General features: G+C 74.7%; 17 protein-coding genes. 7 read left to right on the forward strand and 10 right to left on the reverse strand.

Annotated features, from left to right (window positions below; translation table 11 throughout):
* Nucleotides 1-12 precede the first annotated feature (12 nt).
* Both ACZ6J5_RS31800 and ACZ6J5_RS31805 read left to right on the forward strand, forming a co-directional pair.
* Nucleotides 13-1,389: a sensor histidine kinase gene (locus tag ACZ6J5_RS31800; RefSeq protein WP_469397245.1), complete on the forward strand. Its 1,377-nt coding sequence runs from the start codon at nt 13-15 to the stop codon at nt 1,387-1,389.
* A complete protein-coding gene (locus ACZ6J5_RS31805; protein WP_469397247.1) occupies nt 1,386-2,066 on the forward strand; it encodes a response regulator in 681 nt (226 codons plus the stop codon). Before ACZ6J5_RS31800 ends, ACZ6J5_RS31805 begins: the two co-directional genes overlap by 4 nt.
* Before the next feature lie 73 nt (nt 2,067-2,139).
* On the opposite strand, the gene ACZ6J5_RS31810 is transcribed toward ACZ6J5_RS31805, so the two are convergent.
* The 6 genes from ACZ6J5_RS31810 to ACZ6J5_RS31835 all read right to left on the reverse strand — a co-directional run bounded on the left by ACZ6J5_RS31810 (nt 2,140) and on the right by ACZ6J5_RS31835 (nt 8,336).
* Nucleotides 2,140-2,955, reverse strand: coding sequence for a hypothetical protein (locus ACZ6J5_RS31810; protein ID WP_469397249.1), 816 nt, complete (start codon nt 2,953-2,955; stop codon nt 2,140-2,142).
* Entirely contained in the window at nt 2,955-4,250 is a 1,296-nt protein-coding gene (locus tag ACZ6J5_RS31815) for a VWA domain-containing protein (RefSeq protein ID WP_469397250.1), read from the reverse strand. The genes ACZ6J5_RS31810 and ACZ6J5_RS31815 overlap by 1 nt, the downstream gene beginning before the upstream one ends.
* A 107-nt stretch (nt 4,251-4,357) precedes the next feature.
* On the reverse strand, nt 4,358-5,074 hold the full coding sequence (locus ACZ6J5_RS31820) for a flavodoxin family protein (protein WP_469397251.1): 717 nt from the start codon (nt 5,072-5,074) through the stop codon (nt 4,358-4,360).
* A gap of 114 nt (nt 5,075-5,188) precedes the next feature.
* Nucleotides 5,189-6,541 carry an AMP-binding protein gene (locus tag ACZ6J5_RS31825; RefSeq protein WP_469397253.1) on the reverse strand — a complete coding sequence of 451 codons (1,353 nt, stop codon included), beginning with the start codon at nt 6,539-6,541 and terminating at the stop codon, nt 5,189-5,191.
* Nucleotides 6,542-6,727: 186 nt separating this feature from the next.
* Nucleotides 6,728-7,528, reverse strand: coding sequence for an endonuclease I family protein (locus tag ACZ6J5_RS31830; RefSeq protein WP_469397254.1), 801 nt, complete (start codon nt 7,526-7,528; stop codon nt 6,728-6,730).
* A gap of 352 nt (nt 7,529-7,880) precedes the next feature.
* The gene (locus ACZ6J5_RS31835) at nt 7,881-8,336 is read right to left on the reverse strand and encodes an Lrp/AsnC family transcriptional regulator (protein ID WP_469397255.1); all 456 of its coding nucleotides are present in this window, start codon (nt 8,334-8,336) and stop codon (nt 7,881-7,883) included.
* 110 nt (nt 8,337-8,446) lie between these two features.
* Between ACZ6J5_RS31835 and ACZ6J5_RS31840 the strand changes: the two genes are divergently transcribed.
* Entirely contained in the window at nt 8,447-9,487 is a 1,041-nt protein-coding gene (locus ACZ6J5_RS31840; protein ID WP_469397257.1) for an asparaginase, read from the forward strand.
* A gap of 165 nt (nt 9,488-9,652) precedes the next feature.
* Here the strand turns inward: ACZ6J5_RS31840 and ACZ6J5_RS31845 are convergent, their stop codons facing one another.
* Entirely contained in the window at nt 9,653-10,300 is a 648-nt protein-coding gene (locus tag ACZ6J5_RS31845) for an NADPH-dependent F420 reductase (RefSeq protein ID WP_469397258.1), read from the reverse strand.
* Between the two features lie 139 nt (nt 10,301-10,439).
* Between ACZ6J5_RS31845 and ACZ6J5_RS31850 the strand changes: the two genes are divergently transcribed.
* Nucleotides 10,440-11,033, forward strand: a complete 594-nt coding sequence (locus ACZ6J5_RS31850; protein WP_469397259.1) for a DUF6197 family protein — start codon at nt 10,440-10,442, stop codon at nt 11,031-11,033.
* 39 nt (nt 11,034-11,072) lie between these two features.
* Here ACZ6J5_RS31850 and ACZ6J5_RS31855 read toward each other — a convergent pair whose 3' ends face one another.
* Nucleotides 11,073-12,383 (reverse strand): serine hydrolase domain-containing protein, encoded by a 1,311-nt coding sequence (locus tag ACZ6J5_RS31855; RefSeq protein ID WP_469397261.1) that lies wholly within the window; start codon nt 12,381-12,383, stop codon nt 11,073-11,075.
* A gap of 204 nt (nt 12,384-12,587) precedes the next feature.
* Between ACZ6J5_RS31855 and ACZ6J5_RS31860 the strand changes: the two genes are divergently transcribed.
* Nucleotides 12,588-13,865, forward strand: coding sequence for a phosphoribosyltransferase family protein (locus ACZ6J5_RS31860; RefSeq protein ID WP_469397262.1), 1,278 nt, complete (start codon nt 12,588-12,590; stop codon nt 13,863-13,865).
* A 110-nt stretch (nt 13,866-13,975) separates the two neighbouring features.
* Here the strand turns inward: ACZ6J5_RS31860 and ACZ6J5_RS31865 are convergent, their stop codons facing one another.
* Both ACZ6J5_RS31865 and ACZ6J5_RS31870 read right to left on the reverse strand, forming a co-directional pair.
* Nucleotides 13,976-14,560, reverse strand: a complete 585-nt coding sequence (locus ACZ6J5_RS31865; RefSeq protein WP_469397264.1) for a TetR/AcrR family transcriptional regulator — start codon at nt 14,558-14,560, stop codon at nt 13,976-13,978.
* Nucleotides 14,561-14,637: 77 nt separating this feature from the next.
* Nucleotides 14,638-15,342 (reverse strand): TioE family transcriptional regulator, encoded by a 705-nt coding sequence (locus ACZ6J5_RS31870; RefSeq protein ID WP_469397265.1) that lies wholly within the window; start codon nt 15,340-15,342, stop codon nt 14,638-14,640.
* A 101-nt stretch (nt 15,343-15,443) separates the two neighbouring features.
* Between ACZ6J5_RS31870 and ACZ6J5_RS31875 the strand changes: the two genes are divergently transcribed.
* Together ACZ6J5_RS31875 and ACZ6J5_RS31880 are read left to right on the forward strand one after the other, a co-directional pair.
* Nucleotides 15,444-16,598 carry an erythromycin esterase family protein gene (locus ACZ6J5_RS31875; protein WP_469397266.1) on the forward strand — a complete coding sequence of 385 codons (1,155 nt, stop codon included), beginning with the start codon at nt 15,444-15,446 and terminating at the stop codon, nt 16,596-16,598.
* Nucleotides 16,599-16,915: 317 nt separating this feature from the next.
* Entirely contained in the window at nt 16,916-19,222 is a 2,307-nt protein-coding gene (locus tag ACZ6J5_RS31880) for a glycosyl hydrolase family 18 protein (protein ID WP_469397268.1), read from the forward strand.
* Nucleotides 19,223-19,247: the final 25 nt, after the last annotated feature.

The following is a 19,247-nucleotide window of genomic DNA, read 5'->3' on the forward strand; positions in this document are numbered from 1 at the left end:
CGGGGGAACAGGATGAAGGCAGTGACACGGACAGGGGCAGGACCGGCCACGGACACGGCCACAGGTGCGGCCACGGATACGGCCGGGCGGTGGGAGCTCGCGCTGCGCGCCGTGCCCGGCATCCTGCGCGCGGACCTCGGCACCGCCCGCCGCGACCCGCTCCCGCGCAGCCGCTGGCTCAACTGGCTGCCGCACGCCCACCTCGTCCTGCTCACCGTGCTCCTGAGCGTGTGGAGCCTCAACCTCTACGCACGCCACCTGGACCCCCTCCCCGGCAGCGTCACACTCCTCGTCGTCGCCCAGTGCGCCGCCCCCGTCCTCGCCCTCTCCCGGCCCGCCGCCGGCTGGTGGCTCTCCACCGGGGCGCTCCTGGTCTCCGCGACCGTCACCGCCTCCGTCTTCGGCGCCGAGCGGCCGTGGAACGCCGGGGCCATCGCCCTCCACACGCTCGTCCTGCTGCTCCTGGCCCTGCGCGTCCGGCCGGTCGCCGCGGCCGCCGCCCTCGGCGTCTCGCTCCTCACCGGCGTCGGGGCGCTCGGCCCCGGCGGCGTCCCGCACCTGCCCACGCTCTGGTCCGGCGCCACCGCCTTCGCCACCGCGACCGTGGTCGGCGCCTCCCTGCGGGCCAGCCGGGTCTCCCGCACCCGGCTCGTCGCCCAGGAGGAGCTGACCGCCGAGGAGCGCGCCCGGCGCGCGCTGCTCGAAGAGCGCGGCCGGATCGCCCGCGAACTCCACGACGTCGTCGCCCACCACATGTCCGTCATCTCCATCCAGGCCCAGGTCGCCCCCCACCTGGTCGAGAACCCGTCCCCGGAACTGCGCGAGAACCTGGCCGGCATCCGGCAGAACGCCGTCGACGCCCTCACCGAACTCCGCCGCGTGCTCGGCGTGCTGCGCGGCGACGGGGCGGCGGGCGACGCCGCCGCGGGCGTACGGCACGCCCCGCAGCCCACCCTGGAACGGCTCGGCGAACTCCTCGCCAACGTCCGCGCGGCCGGCCTCGACGTCACCGCCGAGACCGTCGGGGAGGCCCGTCCGCTCTCGCCGGGCACCGAACTCTCCGCGTACCGGATCGTCCAGGAGGCGCTGAGCAACGCGATGCGGCACGCGCCCGGCGCCCGCGCCACCGTGGCCACGCGCTACCACGCCGCCGGACTGACCGTGCGGATCACCAACACCCCCGCCACCCGCCCACCCGAGGGCCCCGTACCCTCGGGTGGGTCCCGGGAGCCCGGTCACGGGCTGCTCGGGATGCGCGAGCGCACCGCCATGCTGGGCGGCGAACTCGCCGCCGGGCCCACCCCCGACGGCGGCTGGGACGTCACGGCCGTCCTGCCCGCACCCCTGCACGCGCGGCCCACGCGGCCCACGACGAAGGACGGTTCATGACGGACGGCCCCGAGATCAGGGTCCTGATCGCCGACGACCAGGTGATGGTCAGACAGGGCTTCACCGTCCTGCTGAACGCCGAGCCCGGCATCCGGGTCGTCGGCCAGGCCGTCGACGGCGCGGACGCCGTCGCCAGGACCGCCGAACTCGCCCCGGACGTCGTCCTGATGGACATCCGGATGCCCGGCACCGGCGGCCTCGAAGCCACCCGGATCCTCACCGCGCCCGCCGACGCCACGGTCAAGGTCCTCATCCTGACCACCTTCGACCTGGACGAGTACGTGTACGAGGCGCTGCGCGCGGGCGCCTCCGGCTTCCTCCTGAAGGACGCGTCGGCCGAGGAACTCGCCCAGGCGGTACGGGTCGTGGCGCGCGGCGACGCGCTGCTCGCCCCGAACGTGACCAAGCGGCTCATCGCCGAGTTCTCCCGGATCAGCCCCGCGCCGCGCGCGCCGCTCATGGACCGGGTCGGGGCGCTGACCGAGCGGGAGACCGAGGTGCTGACCCTGATCGCGCAGGGCCTGTCGAACGCGGAGATCGCCGCGAGCCTGGTGGTCGCTGAGCAGACGGTGAAGACGTACGTGAGCCGGATCCTCGCCAAGCTCTCGCTGCGCGACCGCACCCAGGCCGCCGTCCACGCCTACGAGACGGGGCTGGTGCGGCCCGGCGCGCTCTGACGGGCCCGGGAACGCGTCCGGCCCCGGCCGCCCGTCGTGGGACGGGCGGCCGGGGCGGGTGGCGCGGGAGGCGTCAGGCCGTCGGCGGGACGTGTGCCGGGCGGCCCGAGCCGCGGGTCAGCACATAGCCGCCGATCCCGGCGAGCGCGGCCAGCACACCGCCCGCGGCCGTCCAGATCCAGCGGTCCGACCACCAGCCCGAGGACCAGCCGTCCTCGGGCGCGCGGGCCTCGGCCGTGCCCGGGGTGCTCGCGCCCGGCACCAGCGGCACGGCGAGGGAGCCGTCCGTCGCGTAGGCGCCGCCCTTGTCGAGCGAGGTCGCCGTCAGCTTCGCCGAGAACGGCTGGCCCAGGTCCTCCTCGGGCAGCCCCGTCACGGTCAGCCGGACGAAGTAGCTGCCGGGCAGCGGGTCGTTCGACCAGGTGTCGGCGGCGGCCCGGACGGGGCGCAGCACGCACTCCAGACGCACGGTCGCCGCGTCCTTGGCGGCGACCCGGTTCTGCATCCCGTACATGCACGACTGGTGCCTGCGCAGCCCGTCGTACACGTCGATCCGCCACGCGGCGGAGCCGTGCCGCAGGGCGGCGTCGGGCAGGGTGACCGTCGCCGCGACGGTCGGCCGCTGGCCGGTGTCGGCCGGGAAGGTCCAGTACAGGTAGTCACCCGTGGACGCCTGCGCCGTGGCCTCCTGGCCCTGCCGGAAGAAGGCGGCGGTACGGAAGGAGGTGCCGGCCTCGGTGGGTGCGGCCTGCGCGGCCGAGGCGGTGGGCGCCGGCGTGGGCGTCGCCGAGTCGGCCGAGCCGGTGGCGGCGGCCGGGCCCAGCAGGGCGGCGGCGGCGAGCGCGAGGCCCGCCGTCACGCGGCCGAGGGAGCGCGAGGTGATCGGCATCAGTGGGTCCTCCAGACCGCGAGGCGCCAGCGGGACAGCCAGCCCCAGAGCAGACCGCCGAGGAAACCGGCGAGCGCGAGCGCGCCGAGCAGCCACCAGCCCCGGCCGAGGCCGAAGGAGGCCACGTCGGACGCCGAGCCGGGGCCGTCGACGACGTCGATGGCGAGCTCGACCGGCATGCCCGGGGTGGTCTTCACCGACGGGGGAGCGGAGAAGGAGTTGCTGACCTGGAGGCAGACGGCCTCGGCGGCCGGCTTCGCGTCGCCGTCGCCGAGGCCGTCGTCCAGGTCGGCCTTCGGATAGCGCAGGCCGGTCGAGATGACGTCGGTGCGCCCGTCGCCGGCCTCGGCGCCGCGGACGATCTCGCGCCCGTGCGCGGTGACGGCCCGCAGGAGCACCCCGTAGTCGTTGTTCACGGCCCGGTCGGCGGAGACGCTCACCGAGGCGCGCAGCTCCTGGCCCGGGAGGACGTCCACGCGGTACCAGCGGTGGCGGCCGATGACCTGGCGGTCGGTGTAGAGGCCCGGCTTGAGCGTCGGGGCGTCGGCGCAGCGCTCGGCGCCCGCCGTGGCGACCGGGGTGACGACCGGGTCGGCGGCGCGGTCGACGAGCTGGCGGACGCGGCCGGACAGTTCCTCGGTGCGGTGCACGGAGGTGTAGGTGCCGCCGGTGGCCTCGGCGATGCACATCAGCTGGCGGCGCGTCTTGGCGTCGGGGACCAGGCCCAGGGTGTCGATGACGAGGTGGATGCCCTTGGCCGCGATGTCCCGGGCGACGACGCACGGGTCGAGCGGGGCGCAGGTGTCCTCGCCGTCGGTGATGAGCACGATCCGCTTGGTGGCCTCGCCGCCCTTGAGGTCCTCGGCGGCGCCCAGCAGCGCCGGGCCGATGGGCGTCCAGCCGGTGGGGGCGAGGGTGGCGACCGCGGTCTTGGCCTCGGTGCGGTCCAGCGGGCCGACCGGGTAGAGCTGCCGGGTGTCCTTGCAGCCGCGCTGGCGGTCGTTGCCCGGGTAGTCGGCGCCGAGGGTGCGGATGCCGAGCCGGACCTCCTCGGGGACGGCGTCCAGGACCTCGTTGAACGCCTGCTTCGCGGCGGCCATGCGGGACTGTCCGTCGATGTCGCGGGCCCGCATCGAGCCGCTGACGTCGAGCACCAGCTCGACCTTGGGGGATTCCTTGGGGGTGTCCGCCGCGGGGCCGTCGTCGGCGGCGGCGCTCGTCGGGAGGAGCCCGACGGCCAGAGCGGCGAGCAGTGCGCCGCAGGCCCCGGTCGCCAGCCGTTTTCTCGTGATCATCGCAGGATCGTATGGATGATCGTCCGTCAATCCAAAACCGGTGGGGAACGGGGCAGGTGAAACGGGGTCAGGATCGGTCGAAGGGGAGGTGGGGGGAGGAAGCGGCCTCAGCGGTGCTCGGGATTGGCGAAGTCGGGCCGGCAGCCGGCGTCCCAGGCGGTGCGCTGGTTGCCGTGGGCGGGGATGCCGCCGCCGCGCTTGAGGAGGGCGGCCAGGTGCATGAGGTTCCAGGCCATGAAGGAGGTGTTGCGGTTGGTGAAGTCGTTGTCCGGCCCGCCCGAGCCCGGATCCAGATACGAGGGCCCCGGCCCGGCCTCCCCGATCCAGCCCGCGTCGGCCTGCGGTGGGATCACGTATCCGAGGTGCTGGAGGCTGTAGAGCACGTTCATGGCGCAGTGCTTGACGCCGTCCTCGTTGCCGGTGATCAGACACCCGCCGACGCGCCCGTAGTAGGCGTACTGGCCCGCGCTGTTGAGCAGCCCGGAGCAGCCGTAGAGGCGCTCGACGACCCGTTTCATCACGGAGCTGTTGTCCCCGAGCCAGATCGGCCCGCACAGCACCAGGATGTCGGCCGCCATGACCTGCTCGTACAGCCCCGGCCAGGCGTCGGACGCCCAGCCGTGCTCGGTCATGTCCGGCCACACGCCGGGGGCGATGTCGAGATCGACCGCCCGCACCAGCGAGGTCGTCACCCCCTGCCCGGTCATCACCTCGCGGCTGCGCTCGATGAGGCCCTCGGTGTTGCTGACCTCGGGGGAGCGCTTGAGGGTGCAGTTGATGTAGAGCGCGCTGAGGTCGTCGTATCGGTACGCGGTCGAGGCCATCGGCCGCCTCCTCGCAGAGGGAACGGGACCCCCTCATCCTGCGAGCCGCCCGCTCCGCCCGCCACCACGGGCCGCCGAACGCGTGAGGGGGCGGGACGGAGGAGGCGGTGCGCCCTACGGGGTGCCGTTCCGGGGGCGAGGGGCCGGGCCCGTGACGACCAGGGCGCCGGTCGGGGTGCGGTGGGCCAGGTAGGGGGTGCGGAGGTAGCCGTCGGGGGTGAAGGAGTCCTCGGCGGTGGCGCGGTAGTGGCCTCGGGGGGTGTACGGGCCCCGGGCCAGGAGGCGGCCCGTGGTGCCGTCGGGGACGTCCGCGCCGGCGGCGTCCACGAGGCGGATCCGGTCGTCGGGGGAGAGCGGGCGGCCGTGGGTGGCCAGGGCCGCCCCGGCCGGGTCCTCGGGGCGGGTGAGCAGGAGGACGCCCTCTGGCAGGGCGAAGAGCTGCTGGACGCGGCAGCCAAGGGCCTTCCCCGCGCGCTCGGCCGTCGCGGGGCTCGGCGGGGTGTCCGTCAGCTGGAGCAGGCGCAGGGTGGCGGTGGCCGGCTCCCCGGGGGCCGCCAGCCAGGACTCCGCCACCGGCGCCGTCACCGTCGTGACGGTGACCCGCTCGCGCGCGATGAGCGGCAGGCACGTGGCCGGGTCAGGGTCCTCCGCCATGACCACGGTGCCGCCCGCCGTGAGGGTGCCCAGGATGCCCGGGCAGCCGAGGACGGTGTTCGAGCCGGCGGGCAGGGCGGCCAGGTAGACGTCGTCCCGCGTCAGGGACGCCGCCTCGGCAGCCGCCCGCGCCTGGTACGCGTAGTCGTCGTGGGTGCGCGGGACCAGCGGACCGCCGGACGGCCCGGCGGGCAGCAGCAGGGCCACCTGCCCGGCACTTCGCGCGAGGGCCGGCTCGGGCGGGGCGTCCAGGGAGGCCAGCGGGCTGTAGTGGCAGCCCGCCGGGTCGGTGGTCAGCCCGCCGCCGAACTCGGACGCGGTCCCCGGCGGCTCGTAGGTGAACACGCGCCGCAGGAAGGGCCCCTGGGCGGCGATCTCCGCGACCATCGCCGTGTGGTCGAAGCCCGCGTGCGTCGCCGGGCCCACGTACCCCGCCGCCTGGGTCCGGCGGACCAGCTCGGACACCTCCGGCCCCCGGTGCTCCGGCGGGCAGAGCACCGGGACCAGCCCCGCGCGCAGCAGCGCGAAGACGGTGACGACGAGCTCGGGGACGTTCGGGAGCTGCACGATCACCCGCTGCCCGCTTCGCAGCCCCCGCAGCCGCAGTCCGGCGGCCATCCGGTCCGCGCGCCGGTTCAGCGCCGCGTACGTGACGCGGGTGTCGCCGTGGACGAGCGCGGTGCGCGGGCCGTGGTCCAGCGCCCAGCCGCGCAGCAGACTGTCGAGGGTGGTGCCCCGCCAGTGCCCCGCGGCCCAGTAGTGGTCGACGTATTCCTCGGGCCAGGGCGTACACCCGTCGAGCAGGGAGGTCATGTGCTTCCTTCGGTGCCGGTTACCCAGGCATTCCAGGCCGGCCTTCCCCGATGGGGCAATGCGCTGTTCCGATCACGGATGTGCCGCCGCCTCGGCGGAACGTCCAACGGGCGGTCGCGCGGGCGTGCTCACGGACCGTGCCGGAACGGGCCGGGCCGCGCGTGGGGCCCGGCGCCGCGCCGTCCGCTACCAGATCGCCTCGACCCACTCCGGGTGGTCGATGAACGGGTTCCGGTTGCCCTGGTAGCTGGTGTAGATGACGTCGTTGCGCCGCTCCTCGAACGCGCTCGGCGGGTCCTGCTCGTTCCACTGCTTGAGGACCGAGAGCCGGCCCATGAAGGGCACGCTGCCGTTCGTCGTCGAGTCGTTGGGCTCCAGGTCCGGCCAGGAGTCGCCGCCCTCGTACCGTACGGCCATGTAGAGGATCATGCGGGCCACGTCGCCCTTGTCGGCGTCGCGCGGCTCGAAGGAGTTGCTGTCCGTGTAGCTGCCGGGCGCTCCGCTGACCGCGCTGCCGCCGTTGTCGAAGTCCTTGTTGCCGCGGATGCTGTTGACCTGGACGTCCGCCGCGCGCAGGTGGTGCAGGTCGGTGCCCGGACCGGCCGAGGTGCCGAAGTCGCCGTGCGACTGCGCCCACACGTGCTCGCGGTTCCAGTTGCCGACGTTGCCGCCGTTGAGGGTCTTGCTGCGCGAGGTGCCGCTGTAGAGCAGGAGCACGTTGGCGCTGTTGTTCGGGTCCTGGTCCGCGACCTTCAGCGCGTTCCAGACCGCGTCGTACGAGATCTTCGACTGGCTGCTGATGATGGTGTGCAGCGAGGACTTGAGGCTGGTGCCGGTCTTGCCGACCGCGTTCTTGTAGTAGGTGCTGTCGTACGCCGTGGTGGTCGCGCTCGCCGGTGTCGCGGTGAGGGCGGGGAGGGTGAGACCGACGAGGGCGGTGGACAGCGCGGCCCACACCTTCCATCTGCCTATCTGCGCAACGGACATGGGGGTCCTCTCTCGGGGCGGGTGGCGTGCCGTGGTGCGGCGGGTGCTCGGTGCGGGCGGCCGGCGGTCAGCCGCTCGGCAGCGTCCTGAGGGCGTAGCGGCCGGGGGGTGGAGCGCCACGCCCCCAGGCCGGCAGGGCTCCCGTCCCGTCGACCTCGTGAGTCCGAGCATCCGTCAGACCTCCGTGGGGGGAAGGGGCGAGGGGGCGGAAAGGCGGTGCGGGTGCCCACTCTGCGCGCGTAGAAAGTCGGGAACCGGACCTCCACGCCACGAGCGGTTGAACCGTACATGACCAGATCCCGCCTATGGAACGCCTTCCTCCGTGAAGAAGTCGGGGCGATCGGCGGCGTGTTCAGCGCTCCACCGGAAGACCCTTGGGCTCCTTGACCCGCTTCATGATGATCTGCGAGTTCACCTCGGTGACCCCCGCCAGCGTCGTCAGCCGCTCGATCCACAGGCGCTCGTACGCGGCCAGATCCGCGACCGCGATCCGCAGCAGGCAGCCGGGGCTGCCGAAGAGGCGGTACGCCTCGATCACGTCCGGGATGTCCTGCAGGGCCTCCTCGAAGGCCTCGACCGTCTCCCGGTCCCGCTTCACCTCCACCGAGACCAGCACCTCGAAGCTCCGGCCCACCGCCGCCGGGTCGATGATCGCCCGGTAGCCCTGGATCACGCCGTCCTGTTCCAGTTGCCGCACCCGGCGCATGCAGGGGGAGGGGCTCAGGCCGATCCGCTGGGCGAGCTCCTGGTTGCTCAACCGGCCGTCTTCCTGGAGTTCGCGCAAGATCTGGAGATCGATTCGGTCCATGGAGCAATTATTCACTACGGAGTTCATGATTCCGGGGAGAAATCGCAATCGCCTTGCGTGTCGATTGGCCTATCGTTGCGGCGTACTCTCAGGGAAAGGGGCGTAAGGGCATGAAGTGGACGCGCGACGCCAGGCCTCGCCGCATCGTGGTGATCAGCACCGGCGGCACCATCGCCAGCCGCTGGACCGGCGCCGGCTATGCCGCCGACGCCTCCGGTGACGACGTCGTCGCCACCGCGGCCGTCCCCGACGCGGTCGACGTCGAGGTCCTCGACCTGTTCAACGTCAACAGCTCCCGGATGACCACCGAGCGTCAGCTCGTCCTGCTGCGCGCGGTCCACGAGACGCTCGCCGACCCCGGCGTCGACGGCATCGTCGTCACCCACGGCACCGACACCCTGGAAGAGTCGGCCTTCTTCCTGGACCTGCACCACTCCGACCCGCGCCCCGTCGTCCTCACCGGCGCCCAGCGGCCGTTCGGCACGGGGGACGGGGACGGCCCCGGGAACCTCTACGACGCCCTCCAGGTCGCCGCCACCGTGCGCGGGCTCGGCGTCCTCGTCGTCTTCGACGGGCTCGTCCACGCGGCGCGCGGCACGGTCAAGACCAAGACCCTCGCCTCCGACCCCTTCGCCGACCCCTCCGGCGAGCGGGTGGGCCGCCTCGGCTTCGGCCAGGTGGACATCGAGCGCGAGCCCGTGCGGCCGGCGCCGCTGCCGGTGCCCGGCGCCCTCGACGCGCCGCCCCGCGTCGACATCGTCATGCACCACTCGGACGGCGACCCCTTGCTCCTGAACGCGGCCGTCGCCGCCGGGGCGCGCGGGATCGTGCTCGTCGGCACCGGCGCCGGGAACGCCACCCCCGAGATAGCGGCGGCGGTCGGTGACGCCGTGTCCCAGGGGGTGCTCGTCGTGTTGTCCACGCGCGTCGCCTCCGGACCCGTCGCCGAGGTCTACACGGGCGGCGGCGCCGTCGACCTGGCCGCCGCCGGCGCCGTGCTCGCCGGGACGCTGCGGCCGGGGCAGGCCCGGATCGCGCTCCTCGCCGCGCTGCTCGCGGACGTCGCCCCTGGCGAGCGGCGGGCCGCGCTGCTGCGGTCCCTGCTCGAAGGACCCGTACGCGCCGAGCCCTCGCTGGCCGCCGCGCACTGACGCTCCGCGCCCCGGGGCGGCCGGGCCGGAGGGCGGGCGGTCCGGCCCGGCCCCTCCGTCGGCGCCTGCCGGGAGGTCCGGGGCGGCGCCCCGCGCGACCGGTTCGCCGGCTCGCCGCCGAGCGCCTGACGGGCGGCTCGGGCGGGATCCCGCGGGCCTGAGCGGTCAGGCCCGCAGGATCCCGAAGTTGAAGTCCCCGGTGCCCAGGGTGCCCATCAGGCGCAGCCAGAGCGGCAGGAGGAGCTCGGTGCCCCGGGCGCCCGACAGGTCGCCGAGGTCCACGATCCGGGGCTCCGGCCAGCCGAAGGAGGCCAGCAGGGCGGTGACCGTCGCCTTGGCCTCCTCGTCGTCGCCGCACACGAAGACGACGTGGTCGCCGGGGACCCGGGAGGGCTCCACCATCACCGTGTTCGTCATGGTGTTGAGGGTCTTCACCACGCGGGCCGAGGGGAAGGCGCGCTGGATCTGCTCGGCCAGGCTGCCGCCGTCCGGGGTGACCACCGAGGGCGGGAAGCCCGCCGAGAAGTCCAGCGGGTTCGACACGTCGACGAGGACCTTGCCCGCCAGGTTCTCCGCGCCCGCCGCCTCCAGCGCCGCCAGCGAGACCAGGCCACCGGTGGCGTTCACGATCAGCTCGGCCCCGGCCGCCGCCGCGGCGAACGTGCCGTGCGCCGCGTCGTGTTCGGCGGCCCAGGCCGTGGCGCCCGGGTGGTCCGCCGACCTGGAGCCCAGCGTCACCTGGTGACCGAGGGTGACCAGTCTGCCCGCGAGCTGCCTGCCCACGTCTCCGGTGCCGAGTACGGCGATCTTCATGCGCGTGCGCTCCTTCATGCCATGGTTTTCGGCCATGACCGTACGTCCTGGCGGGGGTGGCGCGGGCGGGTTTCCGGTACTCGCTCAAGTTCTTGGCGGACAAAGCCGACATTCATATGAGTATCCGTATGAATGGAGCTTGTCCGTGCAGGGTGCCGTCGATGAAGTGGACCGGGAAGCCGCCGCCGTCCTGGAGACCGCCGCCTGGCGGGAGATCGTGGCCCGCTGGTCCGAGGCCCCGCCGGTACGCGAGGAGGACGCCGACTGGCGGCGGCTGCTCTCCGTGCCCGTGGACCGGCTCGTCGCGCAGGCCCTCGACGCCCTGCCGCCCGCCCCGCCCGCCGAACGCCCGCTCCCCGGCCGGCTCGGCGCGGTGCTGCCCGACCGGCTGCACGTCTGGCGCCGGATCGGCAGCCCCGACGTACGGCCCTCCGTCCATCTCGCCCACGCCCGCCGGGTCCTGACGGAGTGGGGCTGGCAGAACACCCCGTACCGGCTGCGCGACCTCCGGGGCGCGCGGTGCGTGTGCGGTGCCATGCTCGCCGCGCACCGGCTCGGCCACGGCAGCGCCCCCACCATGAACGAGGCGGGGGCGTGGATGCTCGAAGAGCTGCGCTCGCGCGGCTGGACCGAGCTCATCGGGCCCTGGAACCGGGCCCCGGGCCGCACCGCGGCGGACGCGCTCGCCCTGGTGGACGCCACGATCCGCCGCGCGGCCCGGGCCGGGCGTTAGGGGGTGTCTGACAATTCGCGCCGGATCAGGCCGGCCCGGTCAGCGCACCGGCAGGCTGCCCACGAGCGGCGGCAGCGCGGCCGGAGCGGCGCTCCGCGGCCCGGCCGGGGCCGGGGCGCCGCTCAGGGCGCCGTCGACGTACGCGTACATGGCGGGCGTGATCGGGTCCGGGAGCTCCTGCCCCTGGTCGTCGAAACGCTGCCACTTCATGTAGTTGTACGCGAGGGAGACCTGGCGGCGGCCGTCCTCGGTGGACAGCGACCAGGTGCCCGCGCCGAACACGCCGCCGTCGTGGCCCCAGTACCAGCCGCCGCTCGGCATCATCAGCGTGTAGATCCCGAGGCCGTAGCGCATCAGGGGCTCCTCGCCCGGCGGCGTCTCGTAGCCCGGGACCGTCGTCTTCATCTCCCGCAGCGAGGCCGGGCGCAGCAGTTCGCCGCCGAGCAGCTTCCGGTAGAAGGTGTTGAGGTCGTCGGTGGTGGACACCATGGCGCCCGCCGTGCTCGCCCACGACATGTCGTACCGGCTGTAGTCGCGCGGCGGGTCGATGTAGCCGTAGAACGACTCGTACATGCGCGGGTGCGGGCCCTTGAGGGACGGCGACGTCGGGTAGTACGTGTGGCGCAGGCCCGCCGGGCGGATCACGTGGCGGGTGATGTACGCCTCGGCGTCCTGTCCGGTGGCCTTCTCCAGGACCAGGCCGGCCAGGATGTAGTTGGTGTTGGAGTAGCTGAACCTCCCGCGCTCCCGCACCGGCGGGGCGGCGAGGCCGAGCCGGGCCAGCTCCTCCGGCTCGATGTGGCGCAGCCGGTTGCGGTCGAGCGCCGCGCCGGGGTCCTCCAGGATGCCGGGGAAGGCGGGCAGTACGTAGTCGGCGATGCCGCTGGTGTGGTTCAGCAGCATCCGTACGGTCACCTTCTCGGCGCGCTCGCCGGTGACGAGCCCCGGGAGGTAGCGCCCGACGGGCGCGTCCAGGTCGATCCGGCCGCGCTCCACCTGCTGGAGCACCGCCACGGCCGTGAAGGTCTTGCTGATGCTGCCGATCCGCTGCTCGAAGCCCGGGCCCATCGGGCGCCCGGTGGCCGTGTCGGCGACGCCCGTGGCGCCCCGCCACTTCTCGTGGCCGACCCGGACCGAGGTGAACGCCCCGTACATCCCGGCGTCGCGGAAGGCGTCGAGCGAGGCGCGCAGGGCCTCCCGGTCCAGGGCGGGGGTGTGGTGGCCGGCCGCCACGCCCGGGGCCGTTCCGGCGTCGGCCGCCTGGGCGGGCAGCACCCCCAGGGACAGGGTCAGCAGGGCGGTCGCGGCCACGGCGGCGGTCCGGGCCGGGTGCGTCACGCGTAAGCGCATGGAATCCCCTCCGTCGTTCGTCCCGCGCCGCGGTCCCGGGGCGCGGGACGTCCATCCTCTCCGCACGGAGCCGGCGCCGCGTCCGCCCCCGGGACGGTCACGATCGTCGGCACGCAGGAGGTGCGGCGGGCTAGCCTGGTGTATGGGCGGGCTCTGACCAGGCTGTTCCTCCACGGCGCCGAGCGCCGGGAAGGCGGGCAGGACATGTACTTCACCGACCGCGCGGACGCCGGCAGACAGCTCGCCGCCCGCCTGACCGGCCTCCGGGGCCAGGACCTCCTCGTCCTGGGACTGCCGCGCGGGGGCGTCCCCGTCGCCGCCGAGGTCGCCGACGAGCTCGGCGCCCCCTTGGACGTCTGCCTCGTCCGCAAACTCGGCGTGCCCGACCAGCCGGAGCTCGCCATGGGCGCGATCGGCGAACACGGCGTACGGGTGCTCAACGACCGGATCCTCGCCGACACGGGGGTCTCCCCGGCGGCCCTCGCCGCGGTCGAGGCGCGCGAGCGGGCCGTCCTGGAGGAGCGGGCGGAGCGCTACGCGGCGGCCCGGGGCGGTGTCGGGCCGAGCGGCCGGACCGTCGTGGTGGTGGACGACGGCCTCGCCACCGGGGCGACCGCGCGCGCCGCGTGCCGGGTGGTACGGGCCGCGGGCGCCGCCCGGATCGTGCTCGCCGTGCCGGTCGCGCCGCGCGACTGGGGAAGCCGGATCGGGGACGCGGCGGACGCCACGTACTGCGTGCGCGACCCGGCGGTCTTCTCCGCGATCGGGCCGTTCTACACGGACTTCTCGCAGACCTCGGACGAGGAGGTGCTGGCCTGTCTGCGGGCCCGCCGCGCGGCGCCCGCCGGGCGGGCCGAGGACACCGAGGTGCTGATCCCGCTCGGCGGGGCGACGGTCGGCGGGAGGCTGACCGTGCCCGAAGGGGCCACCGGGGTCGTGCTGTTCGCCCATGGCAGCGGGAGCGGCCGGCACAGCCCGCGCAACCGCGCGGTGGCCGCCGCCCTCAACGGGGCCGGGCTCGGCACCCTCCTCTTCGACCTGCTCACGGAGGCGGAGGCGGCGGACCGCGCCCTGGTCTTCGACACCCCGCTGCTGGCGCACCGGCTGCGGCGGGCGGAGGAGTGGCTGACCGGGCGGTTCGGCGCCGGGGCGGTCAGCACCGGCTACTTCGGCGCCAGTACGGGCGCGGCCGCCGCGCTGTGGGCCGCCGCCGAGCGGGACGCCGGGGTGGCCGCGGTCGTGTCCCGGGGCGGGCGCCCCGACCTCGCGGAGGAGCGGCTGTCCGAGGTGGCAGCGCCGACCCTGCTGATCGTCGGCGGTGCGGACCCGCTGGTCCTCGACCTCAACGAGCGGGCCGCGCGGCGGCTGCGGTGCGAGCACCGGCTGGCCATGGTGCCCGGCGCGGGGCACCTGTTCGAGGGGCCGGGGGAGCTGGCACGGGTGGCCGAGCTGGCCGCCGGGTGGTTCGCCGGGCGGCTGTGAACGGGGGGTGGCTGGCGCGGGCGGCGGGCACCTGCCGCGCCCACGGACGACGCGCCCCCGCGCGGGCCGTCACGTCCTCCCGCGCGGGCCGTCACCTCTCCCCGCGCGGGTCAGCGTTCCGCGCCGCCGACCACGCGGTCCACGGTCGCCGCGATCAGGGCGTCGCGCTCCTCCTCGGAGAAGACGCCGGGGAGCGTGAGCTGCTCGACGATCAGCCAGTTGAAGGCCAGCATCAGGAGCTTGACGCCCGTGCCGTCGCCGGGGAGACCCGAAGCCTCGTGGTAGGCGACGTTGGCGTCGACGTCGGCGCGGACCCGTTCGGTGAGTACCTGCCGCAGTTCCGGCCGCCGGGTCGCCTCCAGGCGCAGCTCCAAAAGGGCCAGGTAGCCGGTGCGGAAGCCGCTGACCCGGCCGACGAGCTCCTTCATCAGCTCGGTGTACGTGGCGAGGTCGGCCGGCGCCGTGCGCTGCCGCTCGATCGTCGCCTCGTCGGGCTGGAGGCGCTCGTAGACGCGCGCGCCCGCCTGGGTGAGCAGGTCGTCGCGGTTGGCGAAGTAGTTCGAGGCGGTGCCGGGCGGCACGGTGGCCTCGGTGTCCACCGCGCGGAAGGTGAGGCCCCGGGCCCCGTCCCGGGCGAGCACCTCGATGGCGGCGTCGACGAGCGCCGCGCGGCGCTCGGGGTTGCTGCGGGCCACCGGTGGTCCTCCTGTCCTCGGCCGGGTCCCCGGCCACGGCTCCGGCCGCGTCCCGGCCGTTCACTCCAGGGAGAGTACTACGGCTGGAGTGGAAGGAGTTCCAGGTACCGGCCCAGGCGCGCGGCGGCGTCCAGCATGGCGAGCCGCCGCCGGGTGAGCCGCTCCTCCCAGCCCTCCAGGGCGGCGCCCAGCGCCTCCGTGCCGCCCGCCGCGCGGATCTGCCGGACCACCTCCGCGATCCGCTCCAGGGGATAGCCGCCGCGCCGCAGCAGGTGGGCCAGTTCGGCGTCCCGGGCGTCGTCCGCGCGGTACGTCCGGTGGCCGGTGGCGGGGTCCCGCGCGGGGGCCAGGATCCCCGCCGCCTCCCAGGCCCGCAGGGTCGCCCGGGTGACCCCGAGCCGGTGCGCGAGCTCCCCGACCGTGCGGCTGCCCGGCCCCGCCGCCGCGGGCTCCGGCGGGTGCTCCAGGAGGTGCCCGACCGCGCCCCGCACCGCGTCCAGGGTCTCCCGGTCCCGCAGCGACTGGGCGTGGCCCCGGTCGACGGCGGTCAGCGCCTCGTCCAGCGCGCCCGCGTGCAGCGCGGTCATGATCCGGCCGCCGGTGGCGTGCCCGTACGCCCGCACCAGCGCGAGGTAGGCGTCGAGCGCCGCCGCGTGCGCCTCCGTGTAGACCCGGTAGCCGCTGCGCGTGCGCGCGGCGGGCGGGAGGCGGCCGTCCGCCTCGTAATTGCGCACGGCCTGGGTCGAGAGGCCGTGCCGGCGGGCCAGGTCGGTCGGTCGCACGCTGCTCCCCGGTTTGAGACTTCACGGTGATGGATCGCTGTCTCTGCGGGACTTTGGCGGTCAAAGTCTCCACCGTTCTTTCAAGGATACGGTTGAGGTTCATGAGCCAGGACCTCCATGACCTCGTGACCCCCTCCTGCACCCTGCTGGGGCTCGGTGAGCCCAGCCACCAGGAGCCCGCCTTCGGGCGGCTCCGCAACACTCTCCTCGCCGGACTGGCCGAGCGGGGTTTCCGCTCCGTCGCCCTGGAGACCGACCGCGTGGCCGCCCTGCGCGTCGACACCTACGTCCAGGGCGGGGACGGCGACCTCGACGCCGTCATGGCCGAGGGCTTCTCGCACGGCTTCGGCGCCCTCGACGCCAACCGGGAGCTCGTCGCCTGGATGCGCGCCCACAACGCCGGGCGCCCGCCGGCCGAACGGCTCGCCTTCCACGGCTTCGACCTCCCGACCGAGAACTACAGCGCGCCCAGCCCCCGCGCCTACCTGGAGCACGTCCGCCGCTATCTGGGCCTCGGCCCCGAGGATCCGTTCGCCGGGGCGCTCGGCGCCGACGAGGACTGGAGCCGCCAGGAGGCCGTGCTGGACCCGGCGCGCTCGCCCGGCGCCGGTCCCGGGGCCGAACGGGCCCGCGCCCTCGCCGACGACCTGGTCACCGCCCTCCACGCCCGCGCGCCCGAGCTGGTCGCGGCGGGCTCGCTCGACGACTGGCGGCGGGCGCGGACCCATCTCACCGCCGCCGTCGGCCTGCTGCGCTACCACCGGCAGTGCGCCGAGCCCGGCGATCAGGGCACCCGCGTCACCCGGCTGCTCGCCACCCGCGACGCGCTGATGGCCGAGAACCTCCTCGCCGTCCGGGAGGCCGAGGAACTCCGGGGCCCCACCCTCGTCTTCGCCCACAACCTGCACCTCCAGCGCACCCCGAGCACCTGGAGCGCCGGGGAGCTGAGCGCCACCTGGTCCGGCGCCGGGGGCATCGCCGGGGCGCTGCTCGGCGAGCGGTACGTGTGCGTGGCCGGGAGCGTCGGCCGCAGCGAGGCCCTGGGGCTCGCGGAGCCCGCGCCGGACACGTACGAAGGGGCCCTCCAAGGGCTGGTCCCCGGCTGGGGGACGGTCCGCGCCGGGCGGGTGCCGGACGGGCGGGTGCGGGCCGGCGCCGAGCCCGCCAAGGGCTACTTCCCGCTCGGCCGGGCGCTGCTCGACGGCGTCGACGCGGTGCTGCACCTCGCCGACGCCGGGACGGTCACCGCGCCCTGACCGCGGGGGCGGGCGCGGCACCCGGCCGCCCCCGCGAGGAGGCGGCCGGGCCGTGCGTACACGGTCCTGCGTGGAACGGCGGTGCCGAGCGGGAGGCGGGACCGGCCCACACCGGCCCGTCCCCGACCCGCCCACCACGGTGGAGTAGACCACTGGGCGGCGTCAAGCGTCCCGCGACGCGTTGACGCAATGGTCCGTACCAACTACGGTGCCGTTGGCTCCCGTTCGGCGGTCCCACAGCCGCAAGGCCGTACCCGAGCCCCCACACGGTCCCGCGACGCGCTCCCGTACCCCTCACACGCGTCCAGGGAGACCCGATGGACACAGCCCGGAGAAGCCGCAGACGCCCGCGCCACGGCAGAGGACTCCTCGTCCTGCTCGCCGTGCTCCTCCTCCCGATCGCCGCCCTCGCCGGACCGGCCGCCGCCCCCGCGCACGCCGCCGGCGCCGTCACCGCCACCTTCACCTCCGAGAACAACGGCAGCTGGTGGCGCGGCGTCCTCGTCATCCGCAACGGCACCACCACCCCCGTGAACGGCTGGACCCTGGAGTTCGACCTGCCCACGGGCGTCACCATCAGCTCGCACTACAACGGCGACGCCACCGTCACCGGCCGCCACGTCACCGTCCGCAACGCCCACTACAACGGCACCGTCGCCGCCGGCGGCTCCACCGAGCCGTACAGCTACTGGTTCGTCGCCACCGGCCCGCAGACCGCCCCCACCGGCTGCACCGTCAACGGCGGCAAGTGCGACGGCAGCCCCGACGTGCCGCCCGGTGCCCCCGGCACCCCGCGCGCCACGGCCGTCACCGTACGGACCGTCAGCCTCGACTGGACACAGGCCGCCCCCGGCGACCACCCCGTCACCGGCTACGAGGTCCTTTCCCAGGGCGCCGTCGTCGCCACCTCGACCTCCACCTCGGCCACCGTCACCGGGCTCGCCCCGGCCACCGCGTACGGCTTCACCGTCCGCGCCAAGGACACCCGCGGCAACCTCGGCCCCGAGAGCCCGCCGCTCGCCGTCACCACCGTCGACCCGGCGAGCGACCCCAACCCGCCCACCGCGCCCGGCGCGCTGCGCGCCACCGCCACCACCTCCTCCAGCGTGAGCCTCGCCTGGACGGCGGCCACCGACGACAAGGGCGTCGTCGGCTACGACGTCTACCGAGGCGGCGCCCTCGTCCGCACCGTCCCCGGCACCGCCACCTCGGTCACCGTCAGCGGACTCGGCCCGGCCAACCCGTACACCTTCACCGTCCGCGCCCGCGACGCCGCCGACAACGCCTCGCCGCCGTCGAACGCGCTCACCGTCACCACCGCCGACCTCGCCCAGGGCCGCTACCTCAAGGTCGGCTACTTCGCCCAGTGGGGCATCTACGGGCGCCAGTACTTCGTCAAGAACCTCGACACCTCCGGCGCCGCCGCCTCCCTCGACGTCGTCAACTACGCCTTCGAGAACATCGACCCCGTCAACCTCACCTGCCAGGCCGGCGTCACCAAGGGCGTCGGCTCCAACCCGCAGGACCCCGACCAGGGCACCGGCGCCGGCGACGCCGACGCCGACTACGCCCGGCCCTTCAGCGCCGCCCAGTCCGTCGACGGGGTCGCCGACGACGGCTGGGGCAAGCTGCGCGGCAACTTCAACCAGCTCAAGAAGCTCAAGGCCAAGTACCCGAACCTGAAGGTCGTCGTCTCCCTCGGCGGCTGGACCTACTCGAAGTACTTCTCCGACGTGGCCGCCACCGAGGCCTCCCGGCAGAAGTTCGTCCGCTCCTGCGTCGACGTGTGGATCAAGGGCAATCTGCCCGTCTACAACGGCGCCGGCGGCGAGGGCACCGGCGCGGGCGTCTTCGACGGCATCGACCTCGACTGGGAGTGGCCCGGCTCGCCCGACGGACACCCCGGCAACCACTACGGGCCGCAGGACAAGGCCAACAACGCCGCCCTCGTCGCCGAGTTCCGCAAGCAGCTCGACGAACTCGGCGGCGAGCACCGGCTGCTGACCGCCTTCACCCCCGCCGACCCGGTCAAGATCGGCCAGGGCTGGGACCTCACCCGGGCCGCCACCGACCTCGACTACGCCATGGTCCAGGGCTACGACTTCCACGGCGCCGGCAGCGACAACTCCTGGGAGCCCCACCGCACCGGCCACCAGGCGAACCTCTACACCGACGCCCAGGACCCCTACGGCTTCCACTTCAGCGTCGACGAGGCCCTCAAGCCCTACCTCGCCGCCGGCTTCAACCCCCGCAAGCTCACCATCGGCATCCCCTTCTACGGACGCGGCTGGCAGGGCGTCGCCGACGGCGGCGCGGCGGGGGAGTGGCAGAGCGCGACCGGGGCCGCCCCCGGCCAGTTCGCCGAGGAGGCCGGGGTACGCGGCTACGCCAACCTGATCGCCTCGGTCCCCGGCCTCACCGTCCGCCACGACGAGCAGTCCGGCGCCACCTACGGCTACACCGGCGCCGGCGGGCAGTGGTGGAGCTTCGACGACACCTGGTCCATCGGACGCAAGACCGCCTACCTGAAATCCAAGGGCCTGCTCGGCGTCTTCATCTGGGAGATGTCGGGCGACACCGCCCAGGGCACCCTGATGACCGCCCTGCGCACCGGCCTCGGCTGACCCCGGCGGACGGCGAGGTGCCCGC

The sequence above is a fragment of the Streptomyces sp. NPDC042100 genome (assembly GCF_055582325.1).

What these genes read in the sequence shown, in the direction of transcription:
- ACZ6J5_RS31855 (WP_469397261.1), bottom strand. Translation starts at nt 12,383, where the DNA reads ATGCGCTTACGCGTGACGCACCCGGCCCGGACCGCCGCCGTGGCCGCG.
- ACZ6J5_RS31825 (WP_469397253.1), bottom strand. Translation starts at nt 6,541, where the DNA reads ATGACCTCCCTGCTCGACGGGTGTACGCCCTGGCCCGAGGAATACGTC.
- ACZ6J5_RS31820 (WP_469397251.1), bottom strand. Translation starts at nt 5,074, where the DNA reads ATGGCCTCGACCGCGTACCGATACGACGACCTCAGCGCGCTCTACATC.
- ACZ6J5_RS31860 (WP_469397262.1), top strand. Translation starts at nt 12,588, where the DNA reads ATGTACTTCACCGACCGCGCGGACGCCGGCAGACAGCTCGCCGCCCGC.
- ACZ6J5_RS31880 (WP_469397268.1), top strand. Translation starts at nt 16,916, where the DNA reads ATGGACACAGCCCGGAGAAGCCGCAGACGCCCGCGCCACGGCAGAGGA.
- ACZ6J5_RS31815 (WP_469397250.1), bottom strand. Translation starts at nt 4,250, where the DNA reads ATGATCACGAGAAAACGGCTGGCGACCGGGGCCTGCGGCGCACTGCTC.
- ACZ6J5_RS31835 (WP_469397255.1), bottom strand. Translation starts at nt 8,336, where the DNA reads ATGGACCGAATCGATCTCCAGATCTTGCGCGAACTCCAGGAAGACGGC.
- ACZ6J5_RS31805 (WP_469397247.1), top strand. Translation starts at nt 1,386, where the DNA reads ATGACGGACGGCCCCGAGATCAGGGTCCTGATCGCCGACGACCAGGTG.
- ACZ6J5_RS31840 (WP_469397257.1), top strand. Translation starts at nt 8,447, where the DNA reads ATGAAGTGGACGCGCGACGCCAGGCCTCGCCGCATCGTGGTGATCAGC.
- ACZ6J5_RS31845 (WP_469397258.1), bottom strand. Translation starts at nt 10,300, where the DNA reads ATGAAGATCGCCGTACTCGGCACCGGAGACGTGGGCAGGCAGCTCGCG.
- ACZ6J5_RS31830 (WP_469397254.1), bottom strand. Translation starts at nt 7,528, where the DNA reads ATGTCCGTTGCGCAGATAGGCAGATGGAAGGTGTGGGCCGCGCTGTCC.
- ACZ6J5_RS31875 (WP_469397266.1), top strand. Translation starts at nt 15,444, where the DNA reads ATGAGCCAGGACCTCCATGACCTCGTGACCCCCTCCTGCACCCTGCTG.
- ACZ6J5_RS31810 (WP_469397249.1), bottom strand. Translation starts at nt 2,955, where the DNA reads ATGCCGATCACCTCGCGCTCCCTCGGCCGCGTGACGGCGGGCCTCGCG.
- ACZ6J5_RS31800 (WP_469397245.1), top strand. Translation starts at nt 13, where the DNA reads ATGAAGGCAGTGACACGGACAGGGGCAGGACCGGCCACGGACACGGCC.